This is a genomic window from Pseudoxanthomonas composti, from assembly GCF_004122095.1.
Classification (GTDB): domain Bacteria; phylum Pseudomonadota; class Gammaproteobacteria; order Xanthomonadales; family Xanthomonadaceae; genus Pseudoxanthomonas_A; species Pseudoxanthomonas_A composti.
The window spans coordinates 127,146-151,646 of sequence record NZ_SAWZ01000008.1; the positions used below are offsets into that span (position 1 = coordinate 127,146).

Sequence of the window (24,501 nt, forward strand, 5' to 3'; positions counted from 1 at the left end):
CCGGGCGCCAGTCAGAGCCGGTAGGCGACGGTCTTCATCACCTTGGAGGCCGCGGCCATCACCGCCGGGATCGGCTGCGGCAGCACGCGCGCGCCGGCATGTTCGGCGCTCTGCGCGTGGCGGGCCTCGTCGGCCTTCATCACCCGCAACACCTCGCGGCTGCGCAGGTCGGCGGGGGGCAGGCTGTCCAGGTGCTCGTCGATGTGCGCCTCGACCTGGTGTTCGGTTTCAACGACGAAGCCCAGGTTCCAGCCGTCGCCGCGCAGGCCGGCCATCAGGCCGATGGCATAGCTGCCCGCGTACCACAGCGGGTTGAACAGGCTGCCGCGGCTGTCCAGCTCGCGCAGTCGGCGCGCGCACCAGGCCAGGTGGTCTGTCTCCTCCTGGGCCGCCTCCAGCAGGTGCGCGCGGGTGCCATCGTCGCGGGCCACCGCGGCCTGGCCGAAGTACAGGCCCTGGGCGCAGACCTCGCCGACGTGATTGATGCGCATCAGCCCGGCAGAATGGCGGCGCTCGCGCTCGTCCAGCATTACCTCCGGCGTCTGCCGCGCCGGGTAATCCCGCTGCGCTGGCGGATTGCCGAACACCGTCTCCAGGGCGCGCTGGGTCTCCACCAGCAGGCGGTCGAGCGGGGAGTGCAGGGGACGGACAGCCATGGGCAACCTGAACGCGTCGGGCAGGAGTGCCACAGTGTCCTCCCTAGGGCCGGGCATGCCAAGGCTGGCCCTGGCCAGCTTGCAAACCCCCGGGGCGGTCCGTACAATCCCGCCTCTTGCATTTTTGCAATACACAACGCGTGGCAAAGTTCCGGCGGAATCGTCTGCCGCAATCCGCCCGACCTACTACGAGTTCTCCATGAGCACTTTCACCGCCAAGAACGAGACCGTCCAGCGCGACTGGTACGTCGTCGACGCCGAGGGCAAGACCCTGGGCCGCCTGTCCACCGAGCTCGCCCGCCGTCTGCGTGGCAAGCACAAGCCCGTCTACACCCCGCACGTCGACACCGGCGATTACCTGGTGGTGATCAACGCCGAGAAGATCCACGTGACCGGCAAGAAGCTGCAGGACAAGATGTACCACCGTTTCACCGGCTACATCGGTAACCTGAAGACCGAGTCCCTGTCGCAGGCGCTGGAGCGTCATCCCGAGCGCGTGATCGAGACCGCCGTCAAGGGCATGCTGCCCAAGGGCCCGCTGGGCCGTGCGATGTATCGCAAGCTCAAGGTCTACGCAGGTCCCAACCATCCGCACGCCGCGCAGCAGCCGCAGGTCCTGGACATCTAATCATGGCTATCACTCAGAACTACGGCACCGGCCGTCGCAAGTCCTCCACCGCCCGCGTGTTCCTGCGCAAGGGCACCGGCAACATCACCGTCAACGACCGTCCGCTGGACGAGTTCTTCGGCCGTGAGACCGCGCGCATGATCGTGCGCCAGCCGCTGGAGCTGACCAACAACGTCGAGAGCTTCGACATCTACGTCACCGCCGCTGGCGGCGGCACCACCGGCCAGGCCGGTGCGATCCGCCTGGGCATCGCCCGTGCGCTGGTGGAGTACGATGAAACCCTGAAGTCCGAGCTGCGCAAGGCCGGCTTCATGACCCGCGACGCCCGCGAAGTCGAGCGTAAGAAGGTCGGCCTGCACAAGGCACGTCGCGCCACGCAGTTCTCCAAGCGTTAATTCGCTTTACGCTGGGCGGCGGCGTCCGTATACTTCGCCGCCCAGCTGTTCCACAGCCCCGTCGCCAAGCGGTAAGGCACCTGACTCTGACTCAGGCATTCGGAGGTTCGAATCCTTCCGGGGCTGCCATACAAAAGGTCCTCGTCTGCACAGGATGCAGGACGTTCCCAAAACCCGCCGCGTGCGGGTTTTGGTTTATCTGGACTTGCGGAGTCTCGAGATGGTCGCCAGCTTCAGCCCCCCCTATACCGATCCTGGTGCGCTGACGCAGCAGTTGAAGGAAGGCGGGTTCGCCGCGCTCACGCCCGAGGCGGTGGCGGCCCTGGCGGGCGTGGAGCTGCAGGCACTGCACGCGCTGGACGGCAGCTGGGACGCGCTGGTGCTGGACCCGTACCTGAAGGACGGCGGCCGTTATCGCCAGCGGCGCCATTCCTGCTTCGTGGTCGCGCCCGACAGCATCAGCCAGGTCCCGCACCGGGCGCATTGGCAGTCGCTGGACTACAACGCCCTGCATGGCGGCATGCACCGCTGGTTCGAGCCGATCCAGCCGCAGGTGGTGGGGCAGCCGGCGTTCCAGCTGTTGATGGGGGCCATCGCCGCCCAGTGCAGTGCGCAGCGGCCGGACGTGCCCGAGTGGTTCGTCGAGGCGCACCAGTTTCGCATTGACACCACCGACGGCATCGGCCGTCCCACGCCGGAAGGCGCGCACCGCGACGGTGTGGATTACGTCGCCGTCCTGCTGCTTGGCCGTCACGGCATCAAGGGCGGGGAGACCCGCGTGTTCGAGGCCAATGGTCCGCGCGGCCTGCGCTTCACCCTGACCGAACCGTGGAGCCTGATGCTGCTGGACGATGCGCGCATGATCCACGAGTCCACGCCGATCCAGCCGCTGGACGATGTCGGATACCGCGACACGCTGGTGCTGACCTACCGCGCAGGTGGTTTCCAGGGCGAGGCCTGAGCACGCGCGCCACCCCGGCGCTGGCTACAATCCAGCGTTTTTAAGGCAGGGGCGCGCATGAAACTGGGGTCACTGAAGGAAGGCGGCCGCGATGGCACGTTGATCGTGGTATCGCGGGACCTGTCCCGGGCCGTGCGTGCCACCGGCATCGCGCCGAGCTTGCAGCGTGCGCTGGAGGACTGGGACAACGCGGCGCCACGGCTGAACAGCCTGTCCGACGCCCTCAATGCAGGTCAGGCCGACGGGGCCTTCGATGTGGAGTGGAGCGCGCTGGCCGCGCCGCTGCCGCGCGCCTACGAATTCCTGGACGGCAGCGCTTACCTGCCACATGTGGAGCGCGTGCGCCGCGCGCGCGGCGCGCAGGTGCCGGAGAGTTTCTACGTCGATCCGCTGATGTACCAGGGCGCCAGCGGCGGCTTCATGGGGCCGCGCGATGCGATCCGCCTGGCCAGCGAGGACTTCGGCATCGATTTCGAGGCCGAGGTCGTCATCGTCACCGACGATGTGCCGATGGGCGTGGACAGCGAGGCGGCCGAGCAGCATATCCAGCTGGTGGGCCTGCTCAATGACGTGTCGCTGCGCAACCTGATTCCCGACGAGCTGGCCAAGGGCTTCGGCTTCGTCCAGGCCAAGCCGCGCTCGGCGCTGTCGCCGGTGCTGGTGACACCGGACGAGCTGGGCGCGGCCTGGCGCGAGACGCGCCTGCACCGCCCGATGCAGGTGCAGTTCAACGGCGAGGCCTTCGGCGCGCCGCTGGCTGGCGAGGACATGCAGTTCTCCTTCGCCCAGTTGCTGGCCCACGCGGCCAAGACCCGGCCGCTGTCGGCCGGCACCTTGATCGGCTCGGGCACGGTGGCCAACCACGATGTCTCCCGCGGTGCGTCCTGCCTGGCCGAGCTGCGCACCATCGAGACCCTGCGCGATGGCGCGCCGGCCACGCCGTACATGAAGTTCGGCGACCGGGTGTGCATCGAGGTGTTCGATGCGGAAGGCCAGTCGATCTTCGGCGCGATCGACCAGCGCCTGGAGCATCACGCCGGCTGAGGTGGGCCGGTCGCTCCGGCTGCGCGGCAAGGGGCCGCGCAGCGCAGCCGGCTCAGGAGAAGCCGTGGGTGATACGGGCGCTCGAGGTGTCGTAGATGTCGCCGTAAGGGTCGTGCTCGCCGGCGCTGCCTTCGGACAGGCGGAACTTCAGCGCCAGCCCGTCGCGGGAGTCGGCCGCGCGCAGGGCTTCCTCCTGCTCGATCCTGCCTTCCTTGACCATGCGGAACAGGCACTGGTCGAAGCTCTCCATGCCTTCCTCCAGCGATTCCTCCATGGCCTGCTTGACCTCGTGCACCTGGCCGCGGCGCAGCAGGTCGCGGATCATCGGCGTGTTGACCAGGACCTCCGTCGCCGGCAGGCGTCGCCCGTCCTTGCCCTTGACCAGGCGCAGCGAGACCACCGCGCGCAGGTTGAGCGCCAGGTTCATCAGCACGTTCTTGTGCGCGGTTTCCGGGAAGAAGTTGAGGATGCGCTCGATGGTCTGGTCGGCGTTGTTCGAGTGCAGCGTGGCCAGGCACAGATGGCCGGTCTCGGCGAAGGCGATGGCCGCCTCCATGGTGGTGGCATCCAGGATCTCGCCGATCAGGATCACGTCCGGCGCCTCACGCATCGCGTTCTTCAGCGCGTTGTGGAAGGCGTGCGTGTCCAGGCCGACCTCGCGCTGATTGACGATGGACTGCTTGTGCTTGTGCAGGTACTCGATCGGATCTTCGATGGTGAGGATATGGCCGGTGGTGGTGCTGTTGCGGTGGTCGATCATCGAGGCCAGGGCGGTGGACTTGCCCGAGCCGGTGGACCCCACCAGCAGCACCAGGCCGCGCGGGGTCATGATGATGTCCTTCAGCACCTGCGGCAGGTTCAGCTCGGCGATGGACGGGATCTGGCTGCGGATGGCGCGGATGACCATGCCGACCTCGCCGCGCTGCTTGAACACGTTGACGCGGAAGCGGCCGGCCTCGGGCATGGCCACGGCCATGTTCAGCTCCAGGTCGCGCTCGAACTGCGGCACCTGGCCCTCATCCATCAATGAATAGGCGATCTTCTTGACCATGCCCGGCGGCAGGCCGGTGTTGCCGAGCGGGTACAGCTTGCCTTCGATCTTGATGTAGACCGGCGCCCCGGTGGTCAAGAACATGTCGGAAGCTTTCTTTTCCGTCATCAGCTTGAGGAAATAGCCGATGTCCATGCGCTGCGCTCCACGTCTGTTAAGCCCGCACGTTGCAAGTGCGTGGCTGGCTTCCGACAATGGCCGTGCCCTTGAAACACGGCTCCCCAATGAATCCTAGCTTCGCACACTTCCCGCGACGTCTGCGCAGGGCGTCCATCGCACTGTTGATGCTCGCCTTGGCCGCCAGCCCGGTCCTGGCCCAGGACGAGGACATCGGCGTCCTCCTCGGCCGCGCCGAAGAGGCCGTCAACCGCGCGTCGCGGGCCGATGCCGACCAGTACGCACCCGACCTGATCGGCCAGGCGCGCCAGGGCCTGGCCCAGGCGCAGGCCGCCGCGGGCGACCGCAAGGGCCGCAAGGAAGCGCCATGGCTTGCCGAACGCGCCACCGCCGACGCCGACCTGGCGCGCGTGCGCAGTGAGGAGGCGGTGGCCAACGCCAAACTGCTGCAGCAGCAGAACGAGATCGCACGGCTGCGCCGGCAGTTGGGCATGGAGGCGCAGCGATGAACACGACACGCCCCTGGCTGCGCCTGGCGCCGCTGTTGCTCGCCTTCGCCTGGCTGCAGGCCCTGGCCGCCGATCTGCCTGAAGTGCAGGCCCTGAACGACCGCATTCGCGCGTTGGACGCCAGCCCGGATCTGCGCGAGATGGCCGCCTACGAACGCATGCAGGCCCTGCGCGCGGTGCAGGTGGCGGCCGAGGCCAAGCGTCGCGATCGCGACAATGCGCTGTACGTGGCCCAGCGCCGCGTGGAAATCGCCGAAACCGCGGCCCGTGGCGACCTGGCCCGTCGCCAGGCCAATGCCCTGGACCAGGACCGCACCGCGTTGCTGCTGGAAGCCAGCCGGCGCGACGCCGACCGTGCGCGCCAGGAGAGCGAGCGCCTGCGCGTGCAGGCCCAGATCCAGGCCGAGGAGGCCGAGCAGCTGCGGCTGGCAGCCGAAGCCGAGGCGCAGGCCCGCACCGATGCCGAGGCCGCGCTGAGCAGCGCCGCCGGCCAGCAGACGGCCAAGATCAGCGCAGCGCGCCAGCGCGACGCCAAGTTGGCCCGGCAGGAGGCCGAGCTGGTCTCCGGTGCCAAGCTGCCGGCCTCCAAGTTCGAGACCCGCGGTGAGGTGTTCACCCTGGGATCGGCGCTGTACCAGTCGGGCAAGACCGCGCTGACGGCCGACGGCAAGTCCACCGCCTCGGCACTGGCGGCCTACCTGGACGCCACGCCCAAGGCCAAGGCACGCATCGTGGGTTTCAGCGAGGGCGATGCCGATGGCAAGCGGCGCGCCGAGCAGTTGCGCGATGCCATCGCCGCAGCCGGCGTGCCCAAATCGCGGCTGACTGTGGCCGCCCAGCCCAAGGGCACTAAGGCCAAGGCGGCCGAGGTCGTGATTTCAGAATAAAATCAATGGGTTACGTTGGACTCGGCGGCTTGCGCACCTCCGCTTTCGCCGGCAAATGCGACGGAAATTCCAGTCCGATCAATGGCTTGCTTTCGCCCTTGTCGGGCCGAAGGGACGGGAGTAGGGTCATATCCCCAGGTGGCAACGTTCGTCGCCTGGCCCACCGGAGCTTCGCCGATGACGCCATCGCGATTCGACCACGACCCCGTGGCCAACCCGTCCGAGCCAGCCATTGCGGCGGCCCCGGAGGCGTCCGGTGACCTGCTCCACTCCCAAGCCCACGCCCCGCGCCTGCCCGGCCGGGGCGTTTGCATTTGACGCGAAAGGAGGACACCACGATGTTCGAAGGTCAACAGGAAGAAGTCGATACGCTGATCCGCACCGATCGTGAGTTCAAGCTGCTCTACCAGCGCCACAAGGAGCTGGACAAGAAGGTCACCGACGCCGAACTGGGCGTGCTGCCCATCGACGATGCCACCCTGGGTCAGATGAAGAAAGAGAAGCTCATCGCCAAGCAGAAGTTGTTGCGCATGTACGAAGCCTCCCCGCACTGACGGTACCCGTGTTTCATTGTCACGGGTGGCGGCCGCATCCTCGTCCGCGGTCGCCGCCCGTGTCATCTCCACCTTCGCCCCCGTGTGAGCCCCCTGGCCACGCCCGCGCGCCGTCGATGCGATACTTCGCAGCACTTTCTGCTGACAGCGTGAACGCGACCGCATGGCGATCCACTCTTCCGTCCTCGACCTCATCGGCCAAACCCCCATCATCCGGGCCCAGCACCTGGATACGGGGCCCTGCGAGCTGTACCTGAAGCTGGAGAGCGCCAACCCGGGCGGGTCGATCAAGGACCGCATCGGCATGTCGATGATCACCGCGGCCGAAAAGCGCGGCGACATCAAGCCTGGCGACACGCTGGTGGAGGGTACGGCGGGCAACACCGGCATCGGCCTGGCCCTGGTGGCCCAGCAGAAGGGTTACAAGCTGATCCTGGTGGTCCCGGACAAGATGAGCCGGGAGAAGATCTTCAACCTCAAGGCCATGGGCGCCGAGGTGGTGCTGACCCGCTCGGACGTGGCCAAGGGACACCCGGAGTATTACCAGGACCTGGCCGCGCAGATCGCCGCCGACACCCCGGGCGCCTACTTCATCAACCAGTTCGGCAACCCCGACAACCCGGCCGCGCACCAGTTCGGCACCGGCCCGGAGATCCTGCGGCAGATGGACGGGCAGCTGGATGCCATCGTCTTCGGCTGCGGCAGCTCGGGCACCATGAGCGGGCTGTCGGCGTGCTTTGCCGAGCATGCGCCAAACGTAGAGATGGTGCTGGCCGACCCGGTGGGGTCGATCCTGGCCGAGTACATCAACGAGGGCACGCTGAGCGAGAAGTCCGGCAGCTGGCTGGTGGAAGGCATCGGCGAGGACTTCCTGCCGGGGATTTCCGACTTCTCCCGGGTCAAGAAGGCCTATGCCATCAGCGATGCCGAAAGCTTCCACACCGCGCGCGAGCTGCTGTCCAAGGAGGGCATCCTCGGCGGCTCCTCCACCGGCACCCTGCTGGCGGCGGCGCTGAAGTACTGCCGCGAGCAGACCACGCCGAAGAAGGTGCTGGTGTTCGTCTGTGACACCGGCAACAAGTACCTGTCCAAGATGTACAACGACTACTGGATGCTGGACAACGGCTTCCTGGAGCGCCCGCAGCACGGCGACCTGCGCGACCTCATCCTGCGCCCCTACAGCCAGAAGGACACCGTGGTGGTGGGGCCGAACGACCTGCTGACCACCGCCTACCAGCGCATGAAGCTCTATGACGTGTCGCAGCTGCCGGTCATGGATGGCGAGAAGTTGGTGGGCATCATCGACGAATCGGACGTGCTGCTGCATGTCTACGGCGATGAGGCGCGCTTCCGCGACCCGGTCTCCACCGCGATGGTCAGCAAGCTGGAACGGCTGGATGTGAAGTCCCCGATCGAGGCCCTGCTGCCGGTGTTCGACCGCGGGCAGGTGGCGATCGTGATGGACCGCGACCAAGACCGCTTCCTGGGCCTGATCACCCGGATCGACCTGCTCAACTACCTGCGCCGGCGCGTTCAGTGAGCTGAATCCCCGGCGCTGAAGGCCGGGGCCCTGGACTGGTAGAATCGCCGGCTAACTTTTGGAAGCCCTCATGTCCGATTCCAAGCACGGGAGCCAGGACGGCGATCGCAAGCTGTCGCTTGCGACGCTCGCCATCCACGGTGGCCAGTCGCCCGATCCTTCGACCGGCGCGGTCATGCCGCCGATCTACGCGACCTCGACTTATGCGCAGCATAGCCCTGGGGAGCACCAGGGCTTCGAGTATTCGCGGACCCACAATCCCACCCGTTTCGCCTACGAGCGTTGCGTGGCGGCCCTGGAGGGCGGCACCCGTGGCTTCGCCTTCGCCTCGGGCATGGCAGCCACCTCCACCGTGCTGGAGCTGCTGGACAGCGGCGATCATGTGATCGCCATGGACGACCTCTACGGCGGCAGCTTTCGCCTGTTCGAGCGCGTGCGCCGGCGCAGCGCGGGGCTGGATTTCAGCTTCGTCGATCTGACCGATGTCGCGGCCTTCGAGGCTGCGATCACCGACAGGACCCGCATGGTCTGGATCGAGACGCCGACCAACCCCATGCTCAAGCTGGTGGACATCACCCAGATCGCGGCCGTCGCGCGCAAGCGCGGGCTGCTGGTGGTGGTCGATAACACCTTCGCCACGCCGATGCTGCAGCGCCCGCTGGAGCTGGGCGCGGACCTGGTGGTGCACTCGGCCACCAAGTACCTCAACGGGCATTCGGACATGGTCGGGGGCATGGCGGTGGTGGGCGATGACGCCGACCTGGCCGAGCGCATGGCCTTCCTGCAGAACTCGGTCGGTGGCGTGCAGGGCCCGTTCGACAGCTTCCTCGCCTTGCGTGGCCTGAAGACCCTGCCGCTGCGCATGCGCGCCCACTGCGACAACGCCTTGGCGCTGGCGCAGTGGCTGGACACGCATCCTGCGGTGGAGCAGGTGATCTACCCCGGCCTGCCTTCCCACCCGCAGCATGCCTTGGCCCAGCGCCAGATGCCCGGCTACGGCGGCATCATTTCCATCGTCCTTAAGGGCGGCTTCGAGGCGGCCAAGCGCTTCTGCGAGCGCACTGAGCTGTTTACCCTGGCCGAATCGCTGGGCGGCGTGGAGAGCCTGGTCAACCACCCCGCAGTGATGACCCATGCCTCGATCCCGGTCGAACGCCGCGCCCAGCTCGGCATCAGCGATGCGCTGGTGCGGTTGAGCGTGGGGGTGGAGGAGGTGGGGGATTTGCGGTTGGATCTCGAGCTGGCGCTTGCGCCCGCGCCCTGCCACTGACCCGTTCCAAGAGGCGAAGTTCCTGATGAGCAACCTCCTGTCGCCGGCCTCGGCGCTGCGCAGCTTCGCGCGACACCGCAAGTTGATCTATCAACTCGCCAAGCGCGAGGTGCTCGGTCGTTATCGTGGCTCCATCGCTGGCCTGGCGTGGTCGTTCTTCAATCCGCTGTTGATGTTGGCGGTCTACACCTTCGTGTTCTCATACGTATTCAATGCGCGTTGGGGCGGCTCTGCAGAAACGAATCGTGCCGAGTTCGCGATCATCCTGTTTGCCGGCATCATGGTCCATGGATTCCTGTCCGAGTGCATCAGTCGTGCGCCGATGCTGGTGCTCGCGAACGCAAGCTATGTCAAGAAGGTCGTATTCCCGCTGGAGATCTTGACGTGGTCGGCGGTGGCGTCGTCGCTTTTCCACATGGTCATCACCTTGGCGGTACTCCTCGTTGCGCAGTTCCTTTTGCTACATCGCCTGCCGTTGACGGTGGTTTACTTCCCGCTGGTGATTGCACCGCTGGCGATGGTTGCTGCGGGAGTGACCTGGTTCTTCGCTGCGTTGGGCGTGTACTACCGCGACATTGGGCAGATCACCGGTCTCCTGGCGACTGTGCTGCTGTTCATGAGTCCGGCGCTGTATCCCATCACCGCGCTGCCAGAGGCCATGCGGAAGTGGATCTATCTCAATCCGCTGACTTTCATTATCGAGCAGTCCAGGAACGTGTTGATGTGGGGGCTGCCCCCTGACTGGATGGGACTTCTCAAGTACTCAGTCGGCAGTCTCGTCCTGGCCTATCTGGGCTACTACTGGTTCCAACTTGTGCGTCGCGGTTTTGCGGACGTCGTCTGATCGTTAGCGAAGCATCGAATTCAATTCAAGGGTTCATCATGTCGGAAGTAGCCATTCGCGTCTCTGGCGCCTCCAAGTGCTACCAGGTGTACGACAAGCCGCACGATCGCATCAAGCAGGCTCTTTTCCCGCGTATCGGGCGTTCGTTGGGTCTTTCCTCGCGCAAGTACTTCAAGGAGTTCTGGGCGCTGCGGGATGTGTCCTTTGAAGTGCGCCGTGGTGACACCGTGGGCATCATTGGTCGTAACGGTTCAGGGAAGTCCACCCTCCTGCAGATGATCTGCGGCACGCTATCGCCCACGTCTGGCTCAATCCAGGTCAATGGTCGCGTGGCCGCATTGCTGGAACTGGGTGCTGGCTTCAATCCTGAGTTCACCGGGCGCGAAAACGTCTTCATGAGCGCTTCGATCCTTGGACTTAGCCACGCGGAAATCGAGGCGCGCCTGGACCGCATCCTTGCGTTCGCCGATATCGGAGACTTCGTCGATCAGCCCGTCAAGGTTTACTCCAGCGGTATGTACGTACGCCTCGCCTTCGCGGTGATCGCGCATGTGGACGCCGATATTATGGTGGTTGATGAGGCGCTGGCGGTGGGTGACGCAGTCTTCGTACAGAAATGCATGCGCTTTCTGCGCGCCTTTCGCGAGCGTGGCACGCTGCTCTTCGTCAGCCATGATACCGGCTCGGTTCTGAGCTTTTGCCAATCGGCCCTTTGGCTGGACAGGGGGATAATGCGGATGCATGCCTCCGCGCAAGAGACAACTCAGGCTTACATCGAGTATTGCGCTCAGGAAAGCTATGGCGACGAGGTAAAGCTGCAGGCGCTCGACCAGCGGGAGGGCAAGGCCAGCGCGTCGCGCCCGGCAGCTAAGCCGGTGGAGGAAATCAGGCTTGAGCTGTTCGACAATATCGCCCACTCGGACGGCTGGAAGTCTGGTGCGGCCAGTATTGCCTCGGTGACACTCACTAACCTAGATGATCCCGGAAAGCCCTACTTCTTCGGCGGCGAGCATGTCTCGTTGCGCGTCGTTGCCGAGGCGCACCGCGAAATGAAGAGTCCCATCTTGGGCTTTTTCGTCAAGGACAGTCTGGGTCAATCGTTGTTCGGCGAGCACACCTTCACCCATGTGCAGCCGCCGTTGGACGTGGCCGCTGGCAATCTGTTGGAAGCGGAGTTCGTCTTTCATCTGCCACTGTTGCCAAACGGCGATTACTCGATGACTGTTTCCGTTGCCGAAGGCGATCCGCTGACCAATACGCAGCATCACTGGCTGCACGACGCGGTGATCATCAAGGTGTCATCCCCGTCCCTGCGCTACGGACTTGTTGGCATTCCGTTCGAACGGGTGCGGATGGAGATCGCGGCACCAAAATGAGCGACGTTTACCAAAGCAGGATCGCGCCACTGACCAGCGACGACCCACGTATCAGCGTGGGACGCTTTACCTATGGCAACCCGACGCTCAAGGTCTGGGCAGAAGATGAGTCCATCAGCATCGGTGCGTTCTGCTCGATCGCCGATGCGGTGGTCATTTTCGGAGGCGGCGAACATCGTAGCGACTGGGTCACAACGTTCCCCCTGCGCATTGCTTTTGGAGATCCATTGGCCAAGCGCGATGGGCTCCCCGCCAACAAGGGGCCGACGCGGATTGGCAACGATGTCTGGCTGGGCCACGGTGCCCTTGTGCTGTCTGGCGTCAACATCGGCGACGGCGCCATCGTCGGCGCTGGTGCCGTGGTCACAAGGGACATCCCGCCTTATGGAATCGTTGCCGGAAATCCGGCCAAGCTAGTTAGAAAGCGTTTTGCCGATCATCAAGTCGAAGCCCTTCTACGCATCCGATGGTGGGAATGGCCAATCGAGAAGATTCATGCCTGTCAGCATCTGCTATGCAAGGACGATGTCGATGCTTTCATCGCTCAATTTCACTAGTGCATCAGCATGGTGCGCGATGTGTATGCATCCCTCTGGGTATGACGTGTCAGGAGCAGAACTGTGATCAACTTTCCTATCAATAACACGATGTTTCTGCACCCTCAGTACACGCCTGAGAGCGCTTGGCTGGGGCATATCCCGTTCGCGGGGTGGTTGGTTGAGGAGATGCGGCCCGGTGTCCTGGTGGAGCTTGGGACGCATCGCGGGGCTTCCTATCTGGCGTTTTGCCAAGCGGTACAGGGGTGCGCGGTGCAGGCAAAGTGTTATGCAGTGGATACCTGGGAAGGCGACGAGCATGCCGGGGTCTACGGCGATGACGTGTTCCTTGCGCTGCTCGACTATCACCAGCGCAACTACGCCGACTTCTCACGGCTGATGCGGATGCGCTTCGAAGAGGCGGTCGGATACTTCGAGGATGGCGGTGTCGATCTACTGCACATCGATGGCCTGCACACCTACGAGGCAGTTCGTAATGATTTCGAAACGTGGGCACCCAAGCTGTCTAAGCGCGCCGTAGTGCTCTTTCATGACATCAATGTCAGAGAGCGTGATTTTGGCGTATGGCGCTATTGGGCCGAGATCAGTCAGCGCTATCCTTCTTTCGAATTCACCCACACCCATGGTTTGGGTGTGGTGCTGGTGGGCGAGGACCAGCCCGAAGTGCTACGGCAGCTTTGCAGGTTCACGGATGTGGAAGGTGCGCCGGTCTTGATCAATCGTTTGTTCGAGCACGTAGGACAACTGATTTCTACGAAGATGGACATCGGCACGCTTGCGCGAGAGCAGGGTAGGTTGGCGGGGCAATTAAACGAGAGCGAGCGTGCGAGGGGTGAAATCTCCGCAGATCTCACCGAGCTGCGACAGGAAAATGAGGCCTTGCTGTCCCGACTCGATGAGCAAGCTGCCGCTTACCGAGGCGAGGTCGCTCACAGCGCCGAACTTTCCGCGAAAGTGGCGGAAGTCCCGCTTCTGATGGGACGGTTACAGGCGGAACTCGTGCAGCTCGCGGATGCGCTGGCGGCGCGAGACGCGGAGGCGCAACGAATTCAAGCCGAGAAGTTGCAGCATGAAATGGCGTTGGAACGAATGCGCGCCTCTTTCAGTTGGCGCCTGATGGCGCCGGTGCGATCGTTGAAGCGAATGTTCACCGGCGCACAGTGATGTTAAGATTGCGGTAATCGATCCGCGCGCACGGGTTGCAAACTTCGGAACCTTATGAAGCCATGGCGCGTTTTACTCCTCGACACCAAGCGGAGTAATCCCAACCATTACATCTGCCTAGCAATCGCCAGGGCGCTCTCACGAGACCCTGGTGTTGAGTGCCTGATCAAAGCCGACTACGCGTCGGCGATCGCGGAAGCGCGACGGCAGAAATGCAACCTCTTGCTTGCCTTCGATGGCGAAGAGCTTGATCGCTCGGTTGTCCAGCGCCTGGCGGACATATGTGGTCGCGCCGTGCTTTGGGTCACAGAAGATCCTTATGAGCGCAGTGTCAATGTGAAGAACTCGGATCTGTTCGATCTGGTGTTCACGAACGACGTCGGTAGCGTCGCCGGGTACGGGTCCAAAGGGCGGCATCTACCATTCGCCGCGGACGAGCATTTCCATTTTCACGCACTGCCAGAGGTAGACGACGGGCATTATCTCTACGATCTGTTCTTCGCGGGCACCGCTTGGCCTAATAGGGCGGAATTCCTCGCCAAGCTGCAGGCTGGGATTCCCGAGATCCGCTTGAAGCTGGCCTTGCCCGCCAACCCTTATATCCCCCCCCCAAAGCTCGGCATGGAGCTGAGCGAGTACGACTGGCGAACACCGAATACGGAGTTTGCGAAGTTTTCCAATCGCAGCCGTTCCGTGCTGACTTTGCACCGGGCGTTCTCCTCTTCTGGGAACGATCCAATCGCGCATACACCCGGACCGCGCTTCTTTGAGGTGGCTTTGGCCGGCGGCTTCCAGTTGGTGGATACCTCTATTCCTGAAATCAGGGTGGATGATTTCTTCACCGAGGGAAAGGAGTACGTCGGATTCTCGAACGCGCAGGAATGCATCCAGAAGCTCGAGCATTATTTGGCCTACCCACAGGAGCGCTTGGTGATTGCGCGCGCGGCGCAGCTTCGCGCCCGGGCGGAGCACCTGTACGCGAATCGCGTGCGGGCCCTGTTCACGGAGCTGGATGCCCTGGCGATAGCGCCCGCGCCGTCGCTGTTGTCCGAGACCAGGCAGCGCCGGCGCCTGATGATGGTGTCGCACAACGTTCTCGGCGTAGAACCCTATGGCGGCGTGGAGGTGTACCAGGATTCCGTGCGCCGAGCACTTAAGGACGAGTACGAACTGTTCTTCTATGTTCCGGATCGGTCGGTGACGCCCGTTGGCATGCGCTACGTGGTGTACAACGAAGCAATGCAGGTAGTTCAGAGCTACGACTGTGCTGCCGGGCTCGACGAGTCGCTCCTGTCCTGCCCCGAACGTGAGCAAGTATTCTCCCGGTTGCTTGAAAAGTTTCAGATCGACCTGGTGCATTTCCAGCATCTGATTGGCCATGTGCCATCGCTCGGCTTTATTCCGTCGGCGCTCGGAATTCCCGCCGTGTCGAGCCTGCATGACTATTACGTGGTCTGTTCGCGCTTCAACCTGCTGGACTACCGCGGGGTCTACTGCAACATCCCCGCGCTGCCGGCGGAGACCTGTGATGTGTGCCTTAACGCAGCGCACGGCCTTGGAGCGGGCAGTCAGGCCAAGCGCAGAGCCTTTTTCGGACGCATGTTGTTGGCGATGGATGCGCTGCATGCCAATACCGAGGGCGTGGCATCGCTGTTCAGGACGATGTATCCGTTGCTGGAGGGAAGCGACAAGCTACGGATCATGGGTGTGCCGATGCCGCTTGGCGACGAGCGTGCGATGGTGCCACAGCACCGGCCGGAATTGCCGGATACGCCATTGCGAATCGCCATCGTCGGCAACTTCACCAAGAACAAGGGTGGCGACCAACTGGTCCATGCCTTCAATCAGCTGCGGACGGACAATGTCGAATTCACGGTGATCGGGCGACTTTCCGAGCCGTACAGCGACATCTTCAACGTACTGAAGATTCCGAATCTGCGGGTGCATGGCGCTTATCGCCCGGGCAGCCTGCCGCAGATACTGGCTGGCTTCTCGATGTCGATGCACTTCTCCATCTGGCCTGAGACCTACTGCATCAGCCTGTCCGAGGCGTGGAGCGCGGGGTTGGTGCCGATCGTCTCGGACACGGGCGCTCTGGGCGAGCGAGTGGTCGATGGCGTCAACGGTTTCAAGTTACCAATGGGAGAATCGGGCGCGATCGTCTCGCTGGTACGGAGGCTTATTGCCGACCGCGCGGAAGTCGAGCGCGTGCGTGCGAACGTGCATGCCGGCCTCGGCGTCGGTCATCAGGAACATATGCAGTGGCTCAGCGGACTCTATCGCGGCCTGTTGGCACAGTTGCCGCCATGGCGCGCGCTTGACGCCGGGGCACCACCGCGTGGGCAGACGCTCAAGGAGATCGGTGTGTTGCTGATGGATCGTGAATGGACAATCCAGCCACGCGGCGCGACTGTCGTGGTGAACGAGGTTGCGCAGCTGGTGCCGACGCCAGAGCCGGGAAGAGTGCGCCGGCTGTACCGGTATTTCAGGAAGAACGGCGCAGTGAACACGGCGCGCAGGCTTGCCTCCGAGGTCGTGCGCCGCCTCTCTGGAGCTGCGAAATGAGCATGCCCTCTCGCGTCCTGGTCTGCGGTGCTTCGCCGGACAATCAGAATCGCAACGTTGTGCTGCGCAGCTACGTGGCCGAAGGTTTCTGGCAGTTGCGCGGGATCGAATCGGTGGTGAACGTGCCGCTCGAGCACGCGGCGACCAAGGCGTGGTCGGCCAGGCCGGAGTTGGTGGTGTGCTTCGGTTCGTGCATGCCCGACGATGCCGATTACAGCGGCATCAAGCGCTACTGCGCGCAGACCGGCGCAACGCTGGTGTTCTGGCTGCACGACGATCCTTACGAGTTCGATTTCAGCTACAAGATCAAGGACGTTGCCGATCTTGTCTTCAGCAACGACAAGTGGTGCGCCGAGCACTACGACCACCCGCGCGCGTTTCACCTGCCGCTGGCAGCAAGCGAACGCGCGCACTGGCGTCCGATCTCGGCGACCAAGGACGTCAACATCTTTTTCTGCGGCGTGGCCTTCGGCAACCGGATCAAGTTGCTGCGCGATCTGGCAACGCCGTTGCAGGAACACGCCGCGGTGGTACTGGGCGACGGCTGGCCGGAGTCGGAGTTGCCGTTCTGCCGCAACCAGCGCCTGCCCAACAACGAACTCTCGGATCGGTATGCGCGCGCCTGGATCACGCTCAACATGGGGCGCGACTACCATTACGCCAACGACCGCTTCAAGCTGGACCCCTCCACGCCGGGCCCGCGCACGTTTGAAGCCGCGATGGCAGGCACGACCCAGTTGTTCTTCGTCGAGAGCCTGGAGATCGTCGATTACTATGCGCCCGGCACCGAGGTCCTGCTCTACAACTCCGTGCGCGAGTTCCGCGAGTGCATAGAGGCCATGGTGGGCGATCGTACCCGCTGCCTGGCGATCGCTGCGGCCGCCCAGCAGCGCACGCTGCGCGAACATACCTATCTGCACCGCGCGCAGACGATGCTGCAGCATGTACAGGAGTGGCAGGCCGGCCGTTGACGGGGAAGCCGGGGCTTGGCCGATGGCCGAGCCTCGGCAACGGGAAACGTGGTTCGCGTACGTGAGGAGTCGGTAACGTGGCAGTGGAGTTGTGGGGAAGCCTGGCGCTTTGCGTCGCGGTGGCGTTGTCGTTGCTCGGCGTGGGGGCAGGGTTGCTGTCGCTCAGCGAAGCTGGTCGACGGCTACACGGCGTGGAACTGCTGGCGTACTCCGTCGCTGTGGGCGTGGTCGGGCATGGCGCGCTTGGCGTCTTCGTCGTCTCCCTTCCCAGCGACAACCGGCTCAATGCCTGCATCGGGTTCGCGCTGCTGTACGCGCTTTCCTGCTGGCAGTGGTATCGCCACGGCGTGCTGGGCAAGTTGCTGGCCGGGCGTTGGCGGCTGACCGTTCTTGGTTTCGCCGCATGGATCGGCATGGCGTTGTCGTGCATGGCGATCGTGTCGATGCCGGTCCGCTTTCCCGGCGAGTTGACGGATGGGCCGTACGTGATCAAGAACCACCATCTGCACGTCAAGGTGCAGGTGATGATGGGGGCGTTCCCGGCGGACAACTACCTGCCGTTTCTGTCCAGCGAGTTCCTGCTGCGGGACATCCAGTTCGCGTTCGAGCGACCGCTCATGCCCGGGCAGGAGCTGTCCAACCGCCCCATTCTGATGTCGCTGGTGAACGTGCCGTTCCGTGCCGTGCTGGATCCGCCGGCCAAGCAGGTCCACGCGCTGCCCAGGTTCAAGTATGTCGGCCAGGATTGGCCGGACGTCGGAAGCCTGGGCGACGACGAAGCATTCCGGCAGTTCCTGGCGGTCGGCATCGTGTTGAACAGCACGTTGCTGCTCGGCGCGGCACTGCTGCTCATGCGGGCCGGACTGCGCGGCGCGAATGTGTTGGCCGGATTGCTGCTGGTCGTCAGCAGCCCGTACTTCATCGCGCAGACCCTGTTCACCTGGCCGAAATCCCTGGGTGGCTTCTTCCTGATCCTAGGTGCCTACGCATTGCTGTCGCGCCGTTCCGCCTTCGCCGCCGGTGTGCTGGCGGGCATGGCGTACTGGTCCCATCCCTACGCGATCGTCTTTGCCGGATGCTTCGGGCTGTACATCCTGCTGCGCGACGGATTCAAGCCGCAGTGCGTGCGTAACGTGATCGCCTACGGCGTGGCCCTGGTCGCCTGCGTGTTGCCCTGGTGGCTGTGGACGCGATGGTACCTGCAGATTCCGTCGGACCTGGTGGCGCAGAACCTGTTGAGTTCGGCGAGCCTGGGCGATCTGCTCTGGGTGCGCGTCGCCAATGCAGCGCGGACGTTCCTGCCGCTGTATCTGGGCACCTATCCACTGGTGCCCAATCAGCTCTTCCAGGAGATGCTGATCTCGATCACCGGCGCCATGGGCGTGTTGCTGAGCGCCCAGGCGTATGCAGGCGCATGGACCTACGGCAGTCGCCGGCCCAAGGAACTCTTCGCCTTCGTGGTGTTGCCCAGCGCGCTGTTGGTGGGCGTATTCAGCGCGCCGGCGATTCCTGCGGTGCATGGCCTGCAGGCCATCGGCATCGTGCTGTGCGTGTTCGCGATGAAGTTCATGCAGGACCGGATGGGCAAGCGGATCGCGTTGGCGTGCGTCGTCCTTCAGCTGTTGATCAATCTTGGCCTGCTGTGGGCCAGGGCCGACGCGCTGTTGCCGTCGGCCTGAAGCGGAAATCGAGGAGAAACGAAATGCGCGTGCGTCCGATGCTGGCCATGGCCTCCGTCCTGTGGATACTGGCCGGGTGCCGACAGTATCCCGCCAGCGAATGCGAGAAGTATCTGGCGGCAGGCGATGTCTCCGTTCGCGTGCCGATGGACGACTCCTCCAATGCGGCGATTCCGTTGAACGATCGACAAGTGCTTGCCGGCACCTTCGCGCCCCCGGCCACCCTGCACGTCAAGCGGGCGGCGGTGCAGATCGGCAACAGCGGTGGTGCCGCCCAGGGCAAGATTGCCCTGAAGCTCTGTCAGGACGAGCGCTGCACTATCGGAAGAGCGGAGCTTGCCGGCTCCAAGGACAACGACTATCTGCCGGTCACGTTGGAATCCGAGTTTGCGCTGCAGCAAAGCGGTGGCGTGGTGCGCTACGAACTGGCACGCGAGTCCGGCGACGACAAGCTGGTCGTCTGGGTCTACCCCGCGCAGGGCAAGGAGTCGTTGACGATCAACGGCAACCCTGAGAGCAAGGTGCTCAATCTGATGTTGTATCAGCGTTGATCTGCTACGCAATGGGCGCACCCGCACGGTGTGCGGTGCGCTCGGTTGTCACTGGCGTCGCTGCGATCAGGTGACATTGCACGGCCGCAGTCACAGCCGCGGCCTCGCTCACTATTCCCGCTTCAAAGGCGCATAGGCGCCGCGTGCCGGTTTGCTTTGTCTGCGCCGTCGGCGCGCTGATCGCTGATGCGTCAGCAAATGCGGCATTGCGCGCCGGACGCTGCAGCAGCGCCCGGCACAGCGGTCAGGGGGTGCTCTCGATGTGGATGCACTTGCTGCAGCCGAGGTCGCGCTCGATCAACGGCGTGAACATGTGCATCGGCGGATTGAACTCATGGTCGAGCTCGCTCAGCGGGCGGTCCTTTACGTGGCCCTGCGCCTTCTGTTGCGTCGCGGCTTCCTTGACCACGTTGGCCCACAGCACATCGGAGGGCGTGAGCAAGTAAGGCCAGATCTGCGGAATGGTGATGCGAATGAAGGCAGCTGTGCCGGCCGCCGATCCTAGGGACAGGATCAGCAGCGGCACCAGCATCGGTTTCCCCAGCTTGCGCGCAACCATGCCAACAAGTGCGCTGATCGGCAGGTAGGCGAAGAAGGTGGCGAAGATCAGATAGCGCGTGCCGAACAGGTAGCCATCCAGGCTGTGCGGATCCAGGGTGCCCTTGGTCCGCAGCACGGGGAGCGCACTGAACAGTGCCAACGCGAGAGCGGGGAAGCCGACCACGATGCTGGCCAGCATCAGGGACGGCCGCGATTGCGTGCGGCTTCGCTGGGCCATGGCGATCGCGGTCGCGAGTAGTGCCGCGAGCAGGGCAAGACCATAGACGGCATCGACCGGGAATGCTTCCACGTCCGGCCAGCGGAAGCGCCCGCTGGCCCACAGCGACTGCAGTCCACCGTGCACCAGTCCCATGTACAGCGCACCGAACCGTTTCACCAGCGTCGACGGCGGTATCGCCAGTTCCTGTGTCGGCACGCCGCGGGTCATCATGACGCCATGCAGCGCCGTCAGTACGGCGAAGATGCAGATGGTGCGCCAGTGACGGGGCGCGAGCCGTTGGCTCCACATCAGCACGCAGCAGCTGAACAGGGTGGTGATGCTGACGACGAAGCCGACGCCGAGAAAATGCATCGAGGCATAGCTCCAGGCCATCGCCCAGAACAAGGCGCGCTCGTCCTGGAACGCACTGGCGCGAATCAGATGGCGCAGCCCTATCGCCGCACACGTCATGCAGAGGAACTGTGCGGCCATGAATGGCCAGGTCACCATTTCCGCGATCGCCGGCTGCAGCAGCAACACCAAGGCGAGTAGATAGCCGGCGATCTGCGCAAGACCGCGACGATTGCCCAATGCCTCCAGCGTCGTGCGCGTGAGCGACGCCAGTGCGGTACCCAGCAGCCCAAGCAGCAGCATCTGCCGCCAGAACCACAGATGCTCGTTGGTGCTGAACAGTCTTGCCTGCAGCAGTTCAGCGGCGAAATACAGCGGCGTGTAATGCCCGCTATAGGACAAATAAATGTGTGCGTCGACAAAGTGGGCCAGATCGCCACTGTACGCCCAGGCGATGAACAGGCCGGATTCTGCCCTGAACGTCTGGATGTTCAGCCCGGACCAGTGGTAGAACGCTCCTACAACGAGCGTCAGTGCCAACCACGGAAGAAGAAGCCTTCGGGCGAGTTGCATGGGGCCGGACGAGGGCGGTTGGGAAGCGTGGGGCATGGCGCCATTGCTCGCGTGGTGGTGCACGGTGGTCGAATGCCTTTCGCCCCGTGCAGGGGCGGCGAGGCGGGAAGCGGGTCAGTTCTTGAACGACAGGTACTTGTGGCCGAGGTAGCTGGTGACCACAGGCACGGCGACGCCGATCGCATGGGCGATCGTTTCGTCCAGATAGCGGATGCCGAGCCAGGGAAACACCCATTTCGCCAGCAACAGACTGATCGCCAGGGTCTGCAGCAGGGCGACGGCGTTGACCACGACGAACCAGGCGATCTGCGTGCGCTGGGTGTTGGAGGTTTCCTTGAACGCCAGCTTGCGCATCAGGATGAAGGCCGTGGTCATGCCGACCAGATAGGCCAGGACGATCGCCGCCGCATACGGAAACCAGAGGCTGAAGAGGATGCGCGAGCCGAAGTTGGCGGCGGCAGCGATGCCGCCGGACAACAGGAAGAAGAAGAACCGCTTGCTGATCATGCGCTCGCCGCGACCTCGGCCAGGCGCCTGCCGACGTCGATGCTTTCGTTGATCGAGCGATCTTCCGGGTAGTAGTACGCCGTATCCGCCATGTAGAAACCGCGCAGCGGCGTCTTCATCGGCGGCAGCATGTCCTGGAAACCAGGCGGGCAGATGGTCTGCGCATACTCGTAGCGATGGCAATGGGTGGCGCGGATCCACTCCGGCTTGAAGTCCGGATTGATCATCGGCAGGTAGCTGATGACCTCGTCGATCAGTTGCTGGTTGCTCCACTGCCACTTCGGGTGGGTCTTGGGCATGTAGTAGGGCGCATACACGATGTGCTCGCCCGGACCCTTGCCAGGGTTGAGGTTGCTGTACTCGATCAGGCCGGGGATGGCGATCCGCTCGTCGCTGATGTTCATCCAGAAGTTCTCGCTGACCGGCTTGGACAGCTTCAGGATCACGCAGGCGACCGGGATGTTCTCGATCGCGGCGACCTGGTCGGCGAAGGTCTTGGGCAGGCCGGGCACCATGCCGGGCACGTACTGGATCGGGGCTGTCGATACCACGCCGTCGTAGGCATGGTGGCCGTCGCGGGTGCGGATGCCGGTGACCTTGCCGTCGGCCGAGGCGACTTCCTCGATCGGCTCCGACAGCAGGATGCGTCCGCCCAGGCGCGTCACTTCCGCGGCCATGCGTTCCAGCAGCACGGCCGAGCCGCCTTCCAGATAGCCCATGCTTTCGTTGAACAGATTGCGCCGCGACAGCGCCACGCGCTTGATGCGGGTGCCGATCCACGACGCGGACAGATCGTTCTGGTATTCGAAGAACTTCAGCGCGAACGCCTTCTCCCACATCACCTTGTAGGCCTTGGGGCCGATCCAGCGGGTGATCCAGTCGCGCGCGTTCTCCTTGTCCAGCGCGGTCCAGTCGCTGATGCCCTTGGTGTGCATGACGTGCAGGGCGTAGCGGATCTTGTCGACCAGCCCCAGGTGCGGGAAGCCGAGCAGCGCGAACGGCGTTCCCCACTTGTGCAGCTTGCCCTGGTAGTAATACCCCATCTTGGTGTCCGTCCAGTGCAGGCGGTCGGACAGCTTCAGATCCTCGAGCAGCTTGAACAGCGGGAAATCCGTCTTGCAGATGAAGTGGTAGTACCGCTCGATGCGCAGGCCGTCGAAATCGAAATCTGCGGACATGCCGCCGATGCGGTCGTCGCGTTCGTAGACGTCGACCTGGTGGCCTTTCTTCAACAGTTCCATGGCGGCCATCAGGCCCATGGGGCCGCTGCCGACGATCGCGAATGTGCTCATAGTTTCTAAGTCTCGTATGACGGGTCAGCGCTTGAGCACGATGTGGCTGTAGCGCGGGTCGGTATAGCTCTCGCGGATCGCGTCTTCGAACGGCGTTTGGCGCACGCCGAACACCGCTTCAGTATCGACGCCCTTGAAGTCGTCGCCGGCGCTCAGCGCCTTCAACTGGTCGGCGGTGAACGGCGGCTTGGAACTGAAGAGCGAATACACACGCAGCAGGAAGGCGAAGAAGCCGATCGGGATATGCACGATCAAGGTGTGCAGTTTCTTGACTCGCTTGATCGTCTTGATGATGTTGACGTAGTCCACGCGGGTGTCGCCGACGATGTCGTAGACATCGCCGTCGGGTTCGCGCTCGATGCACTTGGCGATGCAGCGGCAGAAGTCGCGTTCGTACAGCGGCTGGCGCATGAAGCGGCCATCGCCCGGGATCGGGAACACCGGCGTCTTGGCCATGAAGCGCGACAGCCAGCCCAGGTGCTTGGGGTCGAACCAGCCGAACATCAGGGTCGGGCGCAGCACGCAGTGGCGCAGGCCGCTGGCGACCACCATCTCTTCCTGCGCGCGCTTGGTGTTGGTGTAGTCGTCCTTGGCCACCGAGTTCACCACCGAGGAGCTGATGTGCACCAGGTACGGCACCTTCGCCGCGCGGCAGGCATCGAGCACGTGCGCGGTCGCGGTCAGGTTGTTGCGGGTGAACAGGTCGGTGGTCTTGCCGGTGATCTGTGCGTGCAACTGGGCCACGCACGCCGCGCCCTCGAATTCGCGCGCCCAGTCGCCAGGCTCGGCCAGATCCGCCTCGACCACGCGCACGGCCGAATGCAGTTCGCGCAGGACCTGCAGGTTGTGCGCATGCTTGTCGATCGCCACCAACTGGGTGTAGCCCTGCTGCTCCAGTTCGACGATCAGGTTCTGGCCGACCAGGCCCGCGGCGCCGGTGATGACGATCTTGGCGTGTTTGTCGGTCATGTCAGAGCTTGATCCTGCGGAAGACGAATTCGGGAATGGATTTGATGACCAGCATGATCGCCCACCAGAACGATGGCAGGTAGGCCACGGGCTGGCGCTTGTCGATGGCGCGCACGATGCCCTTGGCCACCTGTGCAGGCTTCGCCCACAGCGCGCCCTTCTTGAAGGCGGCTGTCATCGGCGTATCCACGAAGCCCGGCTTGATGGTGAGGACGTTGATCCCTGCCGGGCGCAGGCGTTGGCCCAAGCCGCTCAAGTAGGCGCTGACGGCGGCCTTGGCGCTGCCATAAAGATAATTGCTGGCACGGCCGCGATCGCCTGCTACTGAGGAGATGACCGCCAGCGTGGAGCCCGACTTCAGACGCAGCGCCAGTGCTGCGCAGAGCGCAATCGTGGATGTGCCATTGGTGGCAAATTCGCGCAAGGCCAGCTCGACCGACGCGTCGCAGGCCGCCTGATCGGGGAGCGTGCCATGCGCGATCAGCACGATGTCGACCTCATCCAAGGAGGCCCAGGCCCCATCCAGTGCGGGCGCGTGCGAGGCGCCATCGTTGACATCGAGGACGCCGACACTGGCTGTCGCGCCGCGTGTTCGCAGGTCAGCGGCGATGGTCTCCAGCCGGCTCGCCTGGCGGCCGAGCAGATGGATCGACGCGCCGCGTTCGGCGTAGCGACGTGCCGTGGCTTCGGCGATGGCCGAGGTGGCACCGATGATGAGGACGCGTTGCAT

24 protein-coding genes and 1 tRNA gene are annotated in these 24,501 nt (G+C 64.0%); 18 read left to right on the plus strand and 7 right to left on the minus strand.

Annotation, left to right across the window (positions count from 1 at the left end; translation table 11 throughout):
* Positions 1-11 precede the first annotated feature (11 nt).
* Positions 12-656 (minus strand): 2-polyprenyl-3-methyl-6-methoxy-1,4-benzoquinone monooxygenase, encoded by a 645-nt coding sequence (coq7, locus tag EPA99_RS14695; protein ID WP_129471993.1) that lies wholly within the window; start codon positions 654-656, stop codon positions 12-14.
* 199 nt (positions 657-855) lie between these two features.
* On the opposite strand from coq7, the gene rplM reads away from it, so the two are divergent.
* From rplM to EPA99_RS14720, 5 genes are all read left to right on the plus strand, one after another.
* Positions 856-1,284, plus strand: a complete 429-nt coding sequence (gene rplM / locus EPA99_RS14700) for a 50S ribosomal protein L13 (RefSeq protein WP_129471994.1) — start codon at positions 856-858, stop codon at positions 1,282-1,284.
* A gap of 2 nt (positions 1,285-1,286) precedes the next feature.
* Positions 1,287-1,679, plus strand: coding sequence for a 30S ribosomal protein S9 (gene rpsI, locus EPA99_RS14705; protein ID WP_129471995.1), 393 nt, complete (start codon positions 1,287-1,289; stop codon positions 1,677-1,679).
* Between the two features lie 54 nt (positions 1,680-1,733).
* Positions 1,734-1,808, plus strand: a tRNA-Gln gene (locus EPA99_RS14710).
* 91 nt (positions 1,809-1,899) lie between these two features.
* Positions 1,900-2,640: a 2OG-Fe dioxygenase family protein gene (locus EPA99_RS14715; protein WP_164978668.1), complete on the plus strand. Its 741-nt coding sequence runs from the start codon at positions 1,900-1,902 to the stop codon at positions 2,638-2,640.
* A gap of 57 nt (positions 2,641-2,697) precedes the next feature.
* Positions 2,698-3,684, plus strand: coding sequence for a fumarylacetoacetate hydrolase family protein (locus EPA99_RS14720; RefSeq protein WP_129471997.1), 987 nt, complete (start codon positions 2,698-2,700; stop codon positions 3,682-3,684).
* Between the two features lie 52 nt (positions 3,685-3,736).
* On the opposite strand, the gene EPA99_RS14725 is transcribed toward EPA99_RS14720, so the two are convergent.
* Positions 3,737-4,870, minus strand: a complete 1,134-nt coding sequence (locus EPA99_RS14725) for a PilT/PilU family type 4a pilus ATPase (protein ID WP_129471998.1) — start codon at positions 4,868-4,870, stop codon at positions 3,737-3,739.
* Between the two features lie 89 nt (positions 4,871-4,959).
* Here EPA99_RS14725 and EPA99_RS14730 point away from each other — a divergent pair, with 89 nt between their 5' ends.
* From EPA99_RS14730 to EPA99_RS14790, 13 genes are all read left to right on the plus strand, one after another.
* Entirely contained in the window at positions 4,960-5,361 is a 402-nt protein-coding gene (locus EPA99_RS14730) for a DUF4398 domain-containing protein (protein ID WP_129471999.1), read from the plus strand.
* Complete coding sequence (locus EPA99_RS14735; RefSeq protein WP_129472000.1) at positions 5,358-6,248, plus strand: OmpA family protein; 891 nt, start codon at positions 5,358-5,360, stop codon at positions 6,246-6,248. Before EPA99_RS14730 ends, EPA99_RS14735 begins: the two co-directional genes overlap by 4 nt.
* A 338-nt stretch (positions 6,249-6,586) precedes the next feature.
* A complete protein-coding gene (locus EPA99_RS14740; RefSeq protein ID WP_129472001.1) occupies positions 6,587-6,802 on the plus strand; it encodes an HP1242/YdcH family protein in 216 nt (71 codons plus the stop codon).
* Positions 6,803-6,965: 163 nt separating this feature from the next.
* The gene (locus EPA99_RS14745) at positions 6,966-8,342 is read left to right on the plus strand and encodes a pyridoxal-phosphate dependent enzyme (protein WP_129472002.1); all 1,377 of its coding nucleotides are present in this window, start codon (positions 6,966-6,968) and stop codon (positions 8,340-8,342) included.
* Between the two features lie 70 nt (positions 8,343-8,412).
* Positions 8,413-9,612, plus strand: coding sequence for a cystathionine gamma-synthase (locus EPA99_RS14750; protein WP_129472003.1), 1,200 nt, complete (start codon positions 8,413-8,415; stop codon positions 9,610-9,612).
* A gap of 25 nt (positions 9,613-9,637) precedes the next feature.
* Positions 9,638-10,456, plus strand: coding sequence for an ABC transporter permease (locus EPA99_RS14755; protein WP_129472004.1), 819 nt, complete (start codon positions 9,638-9,640; stop codon positions 10,454-10,456).
* A 38-nt stretch (positions 10,457-10,494) separates the two neighbouring features.
* On the plus strand, positions 10,495-11,832 hold the full coding sequence (locus tag EPA99_RS14760) for an ABC transporter ATP-binding protein (RefSeq protein WP_129472005.1): 1,338 nt from the start codon (positions 10,495-10,497) through the stop codon (positions 11,830-11,832).
* Complete coding sequence (locus EPA99_RS14765) at positions 11,829-12,389, plus strand: CatB-related O-acetyltransferase (RefSeq protein WP_129472006.1); 561 nt, start codon at positions 11,829-11,831, stop codon at positions 12,387-12,389. The genes EPA99_RS14760 and EPA99_RS14765 overlap by 4 nt, the downstream gene beginning before the upstream one ends.
* A 63-nt stretch (positions 12,390-12,452) precedes the next feature.
* Positions 12,453-13,553 (plus strand): class I SAM-dependent methyltransferase, encoded by a 1,101-nt coding sequence (locus EPA99_RS14770; RefSeq protein WP_206733769.1) that lies wholly within the window; start codon positions 12,453-12,455, stop codon positions 13,551-13,553.
* A 54-nt stretch (positions 13,554-13,607) separates the two neighbouring features.
* Positions 13,608-16,118 (plus strand): glycosyltransferase family protein, encoded by a 2,511-nt coding sequence (locus EPA99_RS14775; RefSeq protein WP_129472007.1) that lies wholly within the window; start codon positions 13,608-13,610, stop codon positions 16,116-16,118.
* The gene (locus tag EPA99_RS14780) at positions 16,115-17,089 is read left to right on the plus strand and encodes a CgeB family protein (RefSeq protein ID WP_206733770.1); all 975 of its coding nucleotides are present in this window, start codon (positions 16,115-16,117) and stop codon (positions 17,087-17,089) included. Before EPA99_RS14775 ends, EPA99_RS14780 begins: the two co-directional genes overlap by 4 nt.
* Before the next feature lie 77 nt (positions 17,090-17,166).
* The gene (locus tag EPA99_RS14785) at positions 17,167-18,768 is read left to right on the plus strand and encodes a hypothetical protein (RefSeq protein ID WP_129472008.1); all 1,602 of its coding nucleotides are present in this window, start codon (positions 17,167-17,169) and stop codon (positions 18,766-18,768) included.
* Between the two features lie 23 nt (positions 18,769-18,791).
* Positions 18,792-19,319: a hypothetical protein gene (locus tag EPA99_RS14790; protein ID WP_129472009.1), complete on the plus strand. Its 528-nt coding sequence runs from the start codon at positions 18,792-18,794 to the stop codon at positions 19,317-19,319.
* 244 nt (positions 19,320-19,563) lie between these two features.
* On the opposite strand, the gene EPA99_RS14795 is transcribed toward EPA99_RS14790, so the two are convergent.
* From EPA99_RS14795 to EPA99_RS14815, 5 genes are all read right to left on the minus strand, one after another.
* Complete coding sequence (locus EPA99_RS14795) at positions 19,564-21,003, minus strand: hypothetical protein (RefSeq protein WP_129472010.1); 1,440 nt, start codon at positions 21,001-21,003, stop codon at positions 19,564-19,566.
* A gap of 114 nt (positions 21,004-21,117) precedes the next feature.
* A complete protein-coding gene (locus EPA99_RS14800; protein WP_129472011.1) occupies positions 21,118-21,510 on the minus strand; it encodes a GtrA family protein in 393 nt (130 codons plus the stop codon).
* On the minus strand, positions 21,507-22,802 hold the full coding sequence (locus EPA99_RS14805; RefSeq protein ID WP_129472012.1) for an NAD(P)/FAD-dependent oxidoreductase: 1,296 nt from the start codon (positions 22,800-22,802) through the stop codon (positions 21,507-21,509). Before EPA99_RS14805 ends, EPA99_RS14800 begins: the two co-directional genes overlap by 4 nt.
* Positions 22,803-22,826: 24 nt before the next feature.
* Positions 22,827-23,771: an NAD-dependent epimerase/dehydratase family protein gene (locus EPA99_RS14810; protein WP_129472013.1), complete on the minus strand. Its 945-nt coding sequence runs from the start codon at positions 23,769-23,771 to the stop codon at positions 22,827-22,829.
* A 1-nt stretch (position 23,772) separates the two neighbouring features.
* Positions 23,773-24,501, minus strand: a complete 729-nt coding sequence (locus EPA99_RS14815; RefSeq protein ID WP_129472014.1) for an SDR family oxidoreductase — start codon at positions 24,499-24,501, stop codon at positions 23,773-23,775.

Excerpts from the sequence above, each read along its gene's own strand:
- coq7 (WP_129471993.1), bottom strand. The coding sequence starts at position 656 with ATGGCTGTCCGTCCCCTGCACTCCCCGCTCGACCGCCTGCTGGTGGAG.
- rplM (WP_129471994.1), top strand. The coding sequence starts at position 856 with ATGAGCACTTTCACCGCCAAGAACGAGACCGTCCAGCGCGACTGGTAC.
- rpsI (WP_129471995.1), top strand. The coding sequence starts at position 1,287 with ATGGCTATCACTCAGAACTACGGCACCGGCCGTCGCAAGTCCTCCACC.
- EPA99_RS14715 (WP_164978668.1), top strand. The coding sequence starts at position 1,900 with ATGGTCGCCAGCTTCAGCCCCCCCTATACCGATCCTGGTGCGCTGACG.
- EPA99_RS14720 (WP_129471997.1), top strand. The coding sequence starts at position 2,698 with ATGAAACTGGGGTCACTGAAGGAAGGCGGCCGCGATGGCACGTTGATC.
- EPA99_RS14725 (WP_129471998.1), bottom strand. The coding sequence starts at position 4,870 with ATGGACATCGGCTATTTCCTCAAGCTGATGACGGAAAAGAAAGCTTCC.
- EPA99_RS14730 (WP_129471999.1), top strand. The coding sequence starts at position 4,960 with ATGAATCCTAGCTTCGCACACTTCCCGCGACGTCTGCGCAGGGCGTCC.
- EPA99_RS14735 (WP_129472000.1), top strand. The coding sequence starts at position 5,358 with ATGAACACGACACGCCCCTGGCTGCGCCTGGCGCCGCTGTTGCTCGCC.
- EPA99_RS14740 (WP_129472001.1), top strand. The coding sequence starts at position 6,587 with ATGTTCGAAGGTCAACAGGAAGAAGTCGATACGCTGATCCGCACCGAT.
- EPA99_RS14745 (WP_129472002.1), top strand. The coding sequence starts at position 6,966 with ATGGCGATCCACTCTTCCGTCCTCGACCTCATCGGCCAAACCCCCATC.
- EPA99_RS14750 (WP_129472003.1), top strand. The coding sequence starts at position 8,413 with ATGTCCGATTCCAAGCACGGGAGCCAGGACGGCGATCGCAAGCTGTCG.
- EPA99_RS14755 (WP_129472004.1), top strand. The coding sequence starts at position 9,638 with ATGAGCAACCTCCTGTCGCCGGCCTCGGCGCTGCGCAGCTTCGCGCGA.
- EPA99_RS14760 (WP_129472005.1), top strand. The coding sequence starts at position 10,495 with ATGTCGGAAGTAGCCATTCGCGTCTCTGGCGCCTCCAAGTGCTACCAG.
- EPA99_RS14765 (WP_129472006.1), top strand. The coding sequence starts at position 11,829 with ATGAGCGACGTTTACCAAAGCAGGATCGCGCCACTGACCAGCGACGAC.
- EPA99_RS14775 (WP_129472007.1), top strand. The coding sequence starts at position 13,608 with ATGAAGCCATGGCGCGTTTTACTCCTCGACACCAAGCGGAGTAATCCC.
- EPA99_RS14780 (WP_206733770.1), top strand. The coding sequence starts at position 16,115 with ATGAGCATGCCCTCTCGCGTCCTGGTCTGCGGTGCTTCGCCGGACAAT.
- EPA99_RS14790 (WP_129472009.1), top strand. The coding sequence starts at position 18,792 with ATGCGCGTGCGTCCGATGCTGGCCATGGCCTCCGTCCTGTGGATACTG.
- EPA99_RS14795 (WP_129472010.1), bottom strand. The coding sequence starts at position 21,003 with ATGCAACTCGCCCGAAGGCTTCTTCTTCCGTGGTTGGCACTGACGCTC.
- EPA99_RS14800 (WP_129472011.1), bottom strand. The coding sequence starts at position 21,510 with ATGATCAGCAAGCGGTTCTTCTTCTTCCTGTTGTCCGGCGGCATCGCT.
- EPA99_RS14805 (WP_129472012.1), bottom strand. The coding sequence starts at position 22,802 with ATGAGCACATTCGCGATCGTCGGCAGCGGCCCCATGGGCCTGATGGCC.
- EPA99_RS14810 (WP_129472013.1), bottom strand. The coding sequence starts at position 23,771 with ATGACCGACAAACACGCCAAGATCGTCATCACCGGCGCCGCGGGCCTG.
- EPA99_RS14815 (WP_129472014.1), bottom strand. The coding sequence starts at position 24,501 with ATGCAACGCGTCCTCATCATCGGTGCCACCTCGGCCATCGCCGAAGCC.